General features: G+C 74.7%; 5 protein-coding genes. 1 reads left to right on the forward strand and 4 read right to left on the reverse strand.

Going from position 1 to position 6150, the window contains the following annotated elements:
* Positions 1-7: 7 nt before the first annotated feature.
* Together AAC134_RS19700 and AAC134_RS19705 are read right to left on the reverse strand one after the other, a co-directional pair.
* Positions 8-478, reverse strand: coding sequence for a hypothetical protein (locus AAC134_RS19700; protein ID WP_339950841.1), 471 nt, complete (start codon positions 476-478; stop codon positions 8-10).
* Positions 475-807 (reverse strand): hypothetical protein, encoded by a 333-nt coding sequence (locus AAC134_RS19705; RefSeq protein ID WP_339950842.1) that lies wholly within the window; start codon positions 805-807, stop codon positions 475-477. The genes AAC134_RS19700 and AAC134_RS19705 overlap by 4 nt, the downstream gene beginning before the upstream one ends.
* 392 nt (positions 808-1199) lie before the next feature.
* Here AAC134_RS19705 and AAC134_RS19710 point away from each other — a divergent pair, with 392 nt between their 5' ends.
* On the forward strand, positions 1200-1742 hold the full coding sequence (locus AAC134_RS19710) for a hypothetical protein (RefSeq protein ID WP_339950843.1): 543 nt from the start codon (positions 1200-1202) through the stop codon (positions 1740-1742).
* A gap of 497 nt (positions 1743-2239) precedes the next feature.
* Here the strand turns inward: AAC134_RS19710 and AAC134_RS19715 are convergent, their stop codons facing one another.
* The gene (locus AAC134_RS19715) at positions 2240-3217 is read right to left on the reverse strand and encodes a transglutaminase family protein (RefSeq protein ID WP_339950844.1); all 978 of its coding nucleotides are present in this window, start codon (positions 3215-3217) and stop codon (positions 2240-2242) included.
* Positions 3214-5883: a circularly permuted type 2 ATP-grasp protein gene (locus AAC134_RS19720; protein ID WP_339950845.1), complete on the reverse strand. Its 2670-nt coding sequence runs from the start codon at positions 5881-5883 to the stop codon at positions 3214-3216. Before AAC134_RS19720 ends, AAC134_RS19715 begins: the two co-directional genes overlap by 4 nt.
* Positions 5884-6150 lie beyond the last annotated feature (267 nt).

Genomic DNA, 6150 nt, shown 5'->3' on the forward strand with positions numbered 1-6150 from the left:
GGGTCTCTCAGGCGGCCGCCGGCATCGTCTCCCGCGTCGCCTTGATGCACTCGCCGATGTCGAGATAGGGCGCGCAGGCGGGCGGGATGGCTGGGGTTCCGGAGACGGCGGCGACCTCCTCGTCGGAGAGGTGGGTCGATGCCTGGGGCAGCAGCGACGCGGCGCCGATCCTCCGGCTCATCAGCGCCTGGGTCGCCGGATCGGAGGAAAGGTCGAAGGCCGCAGACTTTTCGGTCTTCATCCCCTGCTCCCTCTGCAACTCGTCCGACCGCCAGGGCGCGGCGATGGGCCTGGGCTCGGCCGCCTTCTCGACCCCGGCGACGATGCCCTCCTTCGCCACCATTGAGATGAGCCAGCACACCCCCACCGGGCCGGTGTCGGCGGTGCGGAGGAACTTCGGGTCGAGCCCCTCGGCCTTGGGCATCGCCGCAGGCTGCAGCGGCGCCAGCAGGCGGCCGCCGAGCGAGGCCCGGATCATCGGTCGCGGGCATGGAGAGACGGGTCCGCGGGGCCCGAGCCGGACTGGGCCGCGTTCTGAATGGTCGCGAGCCCGTCGGAGGAGTTGGGCTGGGTGACGGGTTCGATCCCGGTCGCCTCGGTGAACCTTCGGAAGACGTGCTCGTTGAAGGCGGTCTCGAAGCAGCCGCCTTGGGAGCCGATCGTCAGTCTGCGCGCCTGCGCCGGGGCGCCGAGGCCGGAGGCGGCGAAGAGATGGGCCATGCCGGCGGGCCCCTCCAGGATCGTGCGGCGGGAGATGCGCACGGCGCCGGTGCGGGCGATGGCGGGCGGAACGGGGCGCGAGGTCATGGCGCTTTCCTGTCGGCGGGGTGCGGGGCCCTGTTGGCCGGGTGTCCCGGTCGGGCGCCGGATTGCAGATCGGGACATGCAGGGCGCGTGCCAGCGTCCGGGCGCGAGGGGGATCGGCGCTGGGGCGAAGCGGTGAGCCTCCGGCGGAGGTCCTGGCGCGCCCGGGCTCAGTCGGGGCGCTGGGCGCGGCGGGCGGAAGGCGGGGTGTCTGCCTTCCGATGGTGCAGGCGGTCGCGCAAGTTTGGCGAGATAGCAGGCGAAGCCGAGTATCTGGTCAATAGCATTGCAAAATAGTGGGGCGTTGACGCCATCCGAGACCCTGGAGCCTCGTCGCGGCGGCGATGCGCCGTTCGAGGCGAACGGCTCGCAACTCTCCAGGCGCATCACCCTCAATGAAGCCTGGGACATGGGGCTGCGAGGCGCCGGCGGTCCATCCCGACCTCCTTGGCTGCTGGCGGATGGCAGGCTCGAACGTGGGGCCGGAGTTCCCGAGGTGGCGGGACGCCGTCTCGACCGGCCGCGAGGCGGTGTGCGCCCTGAGCCTGCGGATGCCGGTCTGCCTGGCCTTTGAGCTGGGCTTGGACGCCGCCGCACTGCGCGCGCAGCGCGACTGTCCCGCCATCCAGCCTCGGCTGTTGCGCTGGGCGCCCAACGACTTGCCCCGCCCGCCGGCCTGCGTGGGCGTCGGCAGCCATTCGGATTTCGAGTGCTTCGCCATCCTGCATGGCGGCCGGGGGCCCCGGGTGATGAGCGCGCGCGATCCGTGGGTCGAGGCGCCGCCGACCGCCGGAGCCTGGTCGAGCGGGCGCTGGGGACAGACCCGGCCCCGGGCGCCGAACCAGGGAACGGAGCGGCTCTCCTGCCCGCCGGTCTTCGGGCCGAACTGCAACGCGGCGGCGCCGCCGCCGGAGACGTTCCGCCCCCCGAGGCGCTGAAGAAGTATCCGCCCATCGAGGCCGGCGATCACCTGATGCGGATGACCATGGGCGGCTTTCGCTACATGCCCGAGGTCCATGCCAAGGGCGAGCTGGTTCCCGATTTCGGGGGGGCCGCCGACGCCTTCTTCAAGCGCGAGGCCCGGCTCATCGGGGACGAGGCCGCCCCGACGCCGCCCCCGCGCGCGGCTGCGCCTGGGGCCGTTCCGCCTGCGCGCTCCGGGGTCAGACGACATCGACGAGGACCTCGCCGCCCTGCGCGAGAGCAAGGCGGCGCCGATCGGGCTGCTGGACGACGGCTCGGGCTGGCCCGAGGGGATCTCGCGCAAGGAGAACCTGGCGGACCTCTGCCGGCGCAGGCGGGGGGCGAGGCGATCCGCTCCTTTGCCAAGGGTGATCGCGGATGCGGGCGAAGACGCGTGCCTGGGCTGCGCCCATGTCTGTCCCGAGTTCTCCGGGTCGCCCCGGACCACGGTCGTCCGGCGGAGCGCGGCGGATCAGGTCGTGGCGGCGGAACCGCCGGAGGGGCTGTCCGATGAGTCGGCGAGCGGCGACTCGGGCGCGCCGGCTTCGGCGACCGGCTCGGGAACGATCTCGACCCCCGCCTCGTCCACCGCGGCGACGTCCACCGAAACCGAGAGCATCTGGCGCCCGGAGCCGACCACCAGCCCCGTCACCGGCGCGCAGTCGGCGTAGTCGCGGCCGGTGGCGGCCAGCACGTGGTCGGGCCCCGGCTCCATGTCGTTGGTCGGGTCGAGCTGCATCCACCCCAGCCCCGGATCCCAGACCGAGACCCAGGCGTGGGTCGCGTCCGCCCCGATCAGCCGCGCCTGGCCCGGCGGCGGGATCGTGCGCAGGTAGCCCGAGACATAGGCGCAGGGCAGCCGCAGCGCCCGCATCGCCGCCAGCATCACATGGGCGAAGTCCTGGCACACGCCCTCGCGCGCGGCGTAGCTGGCCGAGGCGACCGTGTCCGCCCCCGTCGCCCCCGGCGCATAGGCGAAATCGGCGTGGATCGCGGCGCACAGCTCGCGGGCCGCCTCCAGCACCGGGCGGCCGGGCGCGAAGATGCGCCGGGCGTAGGCCTCGATCGCGTCGTCGGCGTCGGTGTAGCGGGTGGGAAAGGCGAACAGCGCCGCGGCGAGGCCCGAGGGCGCGGCGGCCGCGGCGGCCGCATCCTCCCAGGGCATCGAGGCGCCGGGCAGGATCTCGGGGACGGGCAGACGCTCGACCACGGTCTCGGCCACGATCGCCAGGGTGTCGTGGGGCTCGTAGACCGTTGCGGCGCCCAGGCGATTGCCGAAACCGTCCTCGAACCACTCCAGCTCCTGCGGATCCGGCGTGACCGTCAGCTCCGAGGAGATCACCTTCTGGTCGGCGCGGTCGCGGGGCGTCAGCCGCAGCAGGTGCTGGGAGAACGCCGCCGGGGCGCCGTAGACGTAGCGGGTCTCGTGGCGGACGCGCAGGCGGCTCATGCCGCGCCCTCCGGAAGGGGCATGATGCGCTGGTGGGCCTGCACCTGCGCATGGCTCTGGGTGTGGGCGAAGAACGAGCGGGCGAGCTCGTCCGACAGCTCGGCCATCGCCGCGCGCACGTCCTGGATCAGGGTGCGCAGGCGGGGGCGGACGCCGTCCTCGTCCTCCTCGGCCAGCGCCTCGGGGTCGGCGAGGCGGATCTCCATCAACATGCGCATCGCCAGCCGCAGCTCGCGCGAGCGACGGGGCCCGGGGGAGGGCAGACGCTCGAGCGCCTCCTCGAGGCGCATCAGCTGGAAGACCAGGCTGCGGGGGTTGCGCTCGTCGAGGATCAGCAGGTCGACGGCGGGCGCGGGGGCCGGCGTGGTCATGTAGCGGGTGCGGTAGGCCGAGCGGCTGTCGAGCAGGGTCAGCCAGGCGCGCAGCCAGGTCTCGTCGGGGTCCCGCCTGCGGCCGGCGAGCGCGTCGGCGGCGCGGGCGAAGGTCAGCCCGCGCTCGATCCCGCGGCCGAGTTCGAGGAATCGCCAGACGTGGTTGCGGGTCTGGTTCTCGTGGGTGGCGCCGGCGAAGGCGGCCAGCGCCAGCAGGCTGTCGTCGATCAGCCTGAGAAGCGCCGAGGCGTTCTGCGGCGGCGGCGGCATCTTCCAGCCCTTGTCCGAGCACAGCCGGTCGATCGAGCGCCAGGATTCCTCGGACAGATACGGCCGCACCCGCTGTCCGGTGCGCCGCAGGCCCGACAGGAGGGCCGCGATGCCCATCGGCTCGTGCGGATCGGCGGTCAGCCGGGCGATGGCGTCGCGCACCCGCACCATGCCGGTGCGCCGCGCGTCGGAACCGGCCTGGATCTCGAGGATGGCGGAGAGGACCTCGGGGCTCTCGTCCTCCTCCTGGCCCGAGAGCATGCGGTCGATGACCACGCGCAGGGCGCGGAGCGTGCCGTCGGCGCGCTCGGTGGTGCGGCCGAGCCAGAACAGGTCGTCGGCGACGCGGGACAGAAGGTCCCCGCCGGTGCGGCGCAGGTGGGTTCCCGCCAGGCGACGCTCGAGGCTGGGGGCGGTGCGGGCCTCGGCCTCGGTGCGGGCGGGGATCCAGACGTCCTTGCCGAAGGCGAGCGGGGGCGGCGGGCAGCCGGGCTCGACCAGGGTGGCGACGCCGCCGGGCGCGACGGACCAGCCCTTGGGGGTCAGGCCCGCGAAGACACGCATCATCCACTGGCGCGGGGCCAGGGCGCCGTCCACCCAGGCCGGGGTGGTGGACAGCGGCGGCGTGGCCACCGCCGCGAGCCGGTCGCCCGAGCGTCGCAGGAAGCGGTGCAGCGCGTCGCGGTCGCGCATGGTCAGGGTCGGGGCCCCGCGCTCGGTCAGCGGGCCGCGGGTGATGCGTTCGAGGCGCCAGAGCTCGGGCTCGTCCATCGCCTGTTCGCGGGCGCGGGCGTCGCCCATCCACAGGCAGGGCGCGTCGTGGAGGATCAGCGGCTCCTCCAGCAGGTTCTCGCACAGGATATGCGCGAAGGGGGCCATGGCGCGGTAGGCGAAGGCGCCCGAGCCCAGGCCATTGCCCAGCCGCAGGCGGCCCGAGCGGGCGGCGAGCGAGAGGGCCGGGGCCCCGGGGGCGGCCTCGTCGGGGGCGAAAAGGGCGTCGAGGTGGCGCGAGTGCACCCCGCGCAGCAGCGCCGAGAGGGGTTTGAGCCCCTCGACCGTCTTCACGTAGGCGGCGCCGTGGCGGACGGTGACGTCGCCGGGCTCGATCAGGGCGGCGCCGAGGTAGCGGGCGAAATAGGCGTGCGAGAAGTAGCGCGGATCGCGGCTGCCGCCCGACAGCAGGGCGACGCGCCCGTCGGGCCCCATCGCGTCCTCGAGCAGCTGCTGGAGGGCGAGGTAGTGGCCGGCGAGACGGCGCACCCGCCCGCCCAGGAACGGCTCGGCGAAGGACTGCGAGGCGGCGACGCGGTTGGCGATCAGCCAGCCGTCGCCGAGCGGACTGTCGACCCGGTCGGCGAGCACCATCCAGCGCCCGTCGGCGCCCCGCGCGAGGTCGACCTCGAACAGGGTCAGCCAGGGCGCGTCCTGGTCGGGCCAGTCGCGCCGCCAGAGGGCGAAGTCGGGGTTGCCGAAGGCGAGGCCGGGGGGGAGCCAGCCCTGTTTCAGGGCTTTCTGCGGGCCGTAGAGGTCGCGCAGCGCCGCCTCGATCAGGCGGGCGCGCTGGGCGACGCCGAGCGAGATCGTCTCCCATTCCTCCGGCGCGATCACCACGGGGAAGGCGTCGGCGGCGGCGGCCATGGCGTCGGAGGCGCCGGCGGGGTCGAAGGCGACGCCGGATTCGAGGCGCAGGCGGCGGTTCTCGGTCAGCACCGCCTCGTAGCCCTCGGGTCCGGCGCGGCCGGCCCACTCGATCACCCCGCGCCAGTGGGGGCGCAGGCGGCCCTCCGAATCGATGGCCTCGTCGAAGATGCGCTCGGGCGTGGGGGGGACGGCGCTGGGCGAGGGGCTGAGCGGGGGGGAGGGACGCTCGACGGCGGCGACCGCGGCCTCTGCGCCGGGCGCCTCTCCCTGCTCCACGGCTGCGTCGGGCGCAGGGTCGGGGAGCCGGCCGGAGTCGCTCCGGTCGGAGGGATAGTGCGCGAAGAGGCCCCGGAGGTCCTCTTCGAGGCGGTCGGCGACGGTCATGAATCTCCTTCGAGGGCTTGGCGGGGCCCGGGGCCGACTGGCCCTTTGGTGCGCCGTCGGACGCGGGAGGCGCGCGCGTGCGGGACCCGGCGTCGGCGCGCCGACCGGGCGCAGGGGCGAGAGTATGCACCGCGGCGCGGAGGGAGCCAAGCGAGGGAATGGGCGCCTGCGGCGAAGGGGCGCCGCGTCGGGCGGCGCGCCGGCTGGGGGCGGCGCGCGCGCGGCGCGTTGCGGGCGGCGGCGCGTGGGGCGCAGGGGCGCCGGCGG

It is taken from the genome of uncultured Albimonas sp. (assembly GCF_963977235.1).
Classification (GTDB): Bacteria; Pseudomonadota; Alphaproteobacteria; order Rhodobacterales; family Rhodobacteraceae; genus Albimonas.

Bases quoted from the DNA above. Each gene is read 5' to 3' on its own strand.
- AAC134_RS19700 (WP_339950841.1), bottom strand. From the start codon at position 478: ATGATCCGGGCCTCGCTCGGCGGCCGCCTGCTGGCGCCGCTGCAGCCT.
- AAC134_RS19705 (WP_339950842.1), bottom strand. From the start codon at position 807: ATGACCTCGCGCCCCGTTCCGCCCGCCATCGCCCGCACCGGCGCCGTG.
- AAC134_RS19710 (WP_339950843.1), top strand. From the start codon at position 1,200: ATGAAGCCTGGGACATGGGGCTGCGAGGCGCCGGCGGTCCATCCCGAC.
- AAC134_RS19715 (WP_339950844.1), bottom strand. From the start codon at position 3,217: ATGAGCCGCCTGCGCGTCCGCCACGAGACCCGCTACGTCTACGGCGCC.
- AAC134_RS19720 (WP_339950845.1), bottom strand. From the start codon at position 5,883: ATGACCGTCGCCGACCGCCTCGAAGAGGACCTCCGGGGCCTCTTCGCG.